This window comes from Actinacidiphila bryophytorum, assembly GCF_016916835.1.
Classification (GTDB): Bacteria; Actinomycetota; Actinomycetes; order Streptomycetales; family Streptomycetaceae; genus Actinacidiphila; species Actinacidiphila bryophytorum.
Window position 1 is genome coordinate 1 of record NZ_JAFFIX010000054.1, and the last position, 3,955, is coordinate 3,955.

The window sequence follows — 3,955 nt, forward strand, 5'->3', positions numbered from 1 at the left end:
GGACTTCACCGAGCCGATCGCCACCGGACGCTCCCGGGCTCCGGCGCCGAAGGCACCCGCCAGCCCCGCGATCTCGATCGGGTCGCCGAGAGAAGTCCCCGTCCCGTGCGCCTCCACATAGCCGACGGTGGCCGGGTCCACCCCTGACCGGTCCAACGCCCGCCGGATGACCCGGCGTTGGGCGGCGGGATCCGGGACCGTGTAGCCGTTGGTGCGGCCACCGTGGTTGACGGCGCTGCCCTTGATCACCCCGTGGATTCGGTCACCGTCCGCGACCGCCCGCGACAGCGGCTTGAGCAGCACCGCACCGACACCCTCACCCGGCACGTACCCGTCCCCGCCCGCACCGAAGGCGGCGCACCGGCCGTCCTGGCTGACGAAGCCGCCCTGGTCCAGCAGCAGGAACTTGTTCGGGTGGACGGAGACGTTGACGCCCCCGGCGAGCGCGAGGTCCGATTCGCCGCGCCGGATGCTCTCGCAGGCCAGGTGGATCGCGGTCAGCGAGGACGAGCACATGGTGTCCACGGCGACGCTCGGGCCCTGGAAGTCGCAGACGTAGGAGACCCGGTTGGCGATCGACGAGGGACTGCCCGCCACGGCCAGCGCACCGCCGAGTGCCTGGGTGGCGGCGGCATGCAGCTGGTACTCCTCGTACATGACGCCGACGAACACCCCGACCTCGCCCTGCGCTGCGGCTCCCGCCGGGGTGTAACCGGCGTCCTGGAGGGTGGTGTAGGCGCACTCCAGGAACAACCGCTCCTGCGGGTCGAGGAGTTCTGCTTCACGGGGTGTGACGGTGAAGAAGCGCGCGTCGAACTTGTCGGCGTCGGCGAGGAATCCGCCCCACCGGCCGCCCCCGGTGACCGCCGGGTCCCAGCGGTCGGCCGGGACCTCGGTGACGCTGTCCACACCCGCCCGCAGATTCGCCCAGAAGTCCGCCAACGAAGCGGCCCCCGGATACCGCCCGGCCACCCCGACGATCGCGATGTCGCCCGTCGCGGCGGACTCCTCCGCCTCCTGCCGGACGGTGGCGGACGGGCCGGTCAGCCGCGAGGACAGCACCGCAGGAGCGGGTGAAGGGGCAGATCCCGGCACGAACCGGCCCTGGAGGTGCCCGGCGAGGGCGTCGACGGTACGGAACTCGAAGAGCAGCGTCTTGTCCAGCGGGCCGAAGGTCCGCTCCAGCTCGCGGACGATCTCCAGCCCGGTGATGGAGTCCATGCCGTAGCCGGTCAGCTCCATGTCCCGGGCGATCCGCTGCGCGGGCAGCTTGATGACGGAGGCCACGACACCTGTCAGCAGCCGGACCAGCTCCTCGCGGTCCCCCGGCCCCGCACCCGTCGTCCCGGCGCCGGCGGCTGCGGGAGCGGCCGGTGCGGGTGCGGCCAGCCGCTCGACGGCGATGCGCTCCCGGTCGCCGTACAGCACCATCACCCGGCTCTGCCCGTCCGCGAGCGCGCGGTACAGGGCGCGCAGCGCGGCGGCGGTCGGCAGCGGCCGCAGGCCGGCGCCGTCGCGGGCGGCGCGGACGTCGGCGGCGTCCATGGCCATGCCGCCCTCGGCCCACAGCGGCCAGTTCAGCGCGACGGTCCTGCCGTGCCGCTCTCCGCGGGCGGCCAAGGCCGTCCGGTGCTCGGCGAAGGCGTCGAGGAAGCCGTTGGCCGCCGCGTAGTCGGCCTGGCCGACGTTGCCGAAGACGCCGGCGAGGGAGGAGCACAGGACGAAGAAGTCGAGCGGCAGGTCCTTGGTGGCCTCGTCCAGGTGCCGGGTGCCGGCGACCTTCGGCGCGAGCACCGCTGCGACATCGGCGTCCCTTTTACGGGCGAGCAGCCCGTCGCGCAGCACGCCCGCGGCCTGGACCACACCGTCCAGGCGGCCGAACTCGGCCAGCACGCCGGCGACCAGGCCGCGGACCGAGGCGGCGTCGGCCACGTCGGCGCTGCGGTAGACGACGCCGTCCGGTACGTCCGCGGTCGCCGAGCGGCCGGACACCACCACGGTGGCGGTGGGCGCGTGCCGCCGGATGTCGGCGGCGATCCGGGCACCGACTCCCCCGGCGCCACCGGCGAGCAGGTAGACACCGTCCGGGCGCCACGGCATCTGCGCCTGCTGCGCGGGCAGTTCGCTCCAGTCGGCGGCTTCCAGCAGCTCGCCCCCCGCGGCACGGACGCGGACCGCGTCCACGCCGGCCGCGCGGGCCAGCAGCCGCGCCGCCTCACCGGGGGCGGTGTCCCGCGGCAGGTGGACGATCTGGCCGCGCAGCGTCGGGTGTTCGCGGCTCGCCGTCGTCAGGGCGCCGGACAGTCCCCAGGTGCCTGCGATGCCCTCGGGCAGGGCGAGTTGGACGAGCGCGGGTGAGGACGCGTGGCGCCGTACGGCCTGGAGGACGAGGTCCGTGTCGGCCTCGTAGGCGGTGATGCCGCCGGTCAGCCGGACCACCTCGGCGGCACCGTCCCCGATGCCCGGCGAGTCCGCCGACGCGCCGACGGCCAGGACGACCCGGCGCTGCGGGGCGGCGGCGGGGTCCGGCTGGACGGTGCACCAGGACGGCCCGAGCAGCAGCGTGTCGCCGTCCTGCGACGGGCGCACCGCCAGGGCGGAGAACCGAACGCACACCCGCCCGTCGTCGTCGCACACGTCGACGTCGAAGGCGTCGCCCTCGGGGCGCAGCCGCAGCCAGGCCCAGGCCTCCGCGGGGCAGGCTGCCGTCACCGCCACCTCGCCCACCGCGAAGGGCACGGCGGGCCGCTCGTTGTCCAGGTCGGCCGCGACCCCGGCGTGCAGGGCCGCGTCCAGCAGACCGGGGTGCAGGACGAGGGCGTCGTCCGGCTCGGTCGCCCTGACCCGGGCGAGGACCTGCCCGCGGCCCGCCCACACGGCGGTCAGGCCGCGCATCGCAGGACCGTAGTGGACGTCCCGGGCGGTGAGCGCGGCATAGCAGGCGTCGACGGGCACTTCGGCGACCTCGGCGCGTACGGCGTCCAGGTCGACGGCCACCGGCTCTTCCGCGGGCGGGAGTTGCGGCCCGGCCGCACCGCGTGCGTACACCGTCCGCCCGCCGTCGGGGGCGGGGCCGGTGATCGCGAAGGCGACGTGTTCGCCGGGGTCGCCCGCGGCCGTCAGCTCGACGGTCAGCGGCACCCCCGCGGTGACGGGCCGGGTCCAGACGACGTCGGTGAGGCGTACCGGGTGTGCGGCGGAGGGGTCCTGCTCGCGGCCGAGCGCCACCGCGGCGCGTGCCATCTCCAGCGACGCCACGGCGGGCAGGACGGGCTCACCCGCCACGACGTGGTCGGCGACGTAGAACTCCTCGCCGGTCAGTGCGGTTTCGAAGCGCTGGGCTCGCAGCGAGGAGGTGTTGCGGTGGATCAGCGGGTGCAGGGCCGCGGCGCCGGGCGCGCCGACGGTCGGGCGGCCGACGGGCAGCCAGTACCGCTCGCGCGCGAAGGGGTACGACGGCAGGGCGACCCGGGCGGGGGTCCCCGTCGAAAGCGCGGCCCACTCCACCCGGGCACCGGTGACCCACCCGGCGAGCAGCCTGTCGTGGTCGGCGGTGGCGTCCTGTGCTTCCCGGCTTCCGGCCGCGGTGGCCCGGCCCCGGTGCCACTCGCCGCCCCGGCCTTGCGTGAAGTCCCGCAGCCGGTCGCGTACTTGGTCGACCGATCCGGCCCGGAAGGCCAGGCGTTCGGCCATGGCCTCGCGGCCGGACTGGAGAGTGTGGACGAGGTCGGCGAGGCGGATGCGGGGGTGGGCGTCCAGGTGATCGGCCAGCCGCTCGGCGCTCTCGCGCAGCCGCGCCTCGTCCATGGCGGACAGCACGACGAGCCCGGGCGCGTCAGCAGCGGGGCGGTCGGGGGCGACGTACTCCTCGATCACCAGGTGCGCGTTGGAGCCGCCCGCGCCGAAGGACGACAGCCCGGCCCTGCGCGGCACACCGTCACCGGATGTCCAGGGT

1 protein-coding gene is annotated in these 3,955 nt (G+C 75.4%); it reads right to left on the reverse strand.

Annotation, left to right across the window (positions count from 1 at the left end):
* On the reverse strand, positions 1 to 3,955 hold a 3,955-nt coding region (locus tag JT723_RS34490; protein ID WP_205048853.1), incomplete at both ends, for a type I polyketide synthase.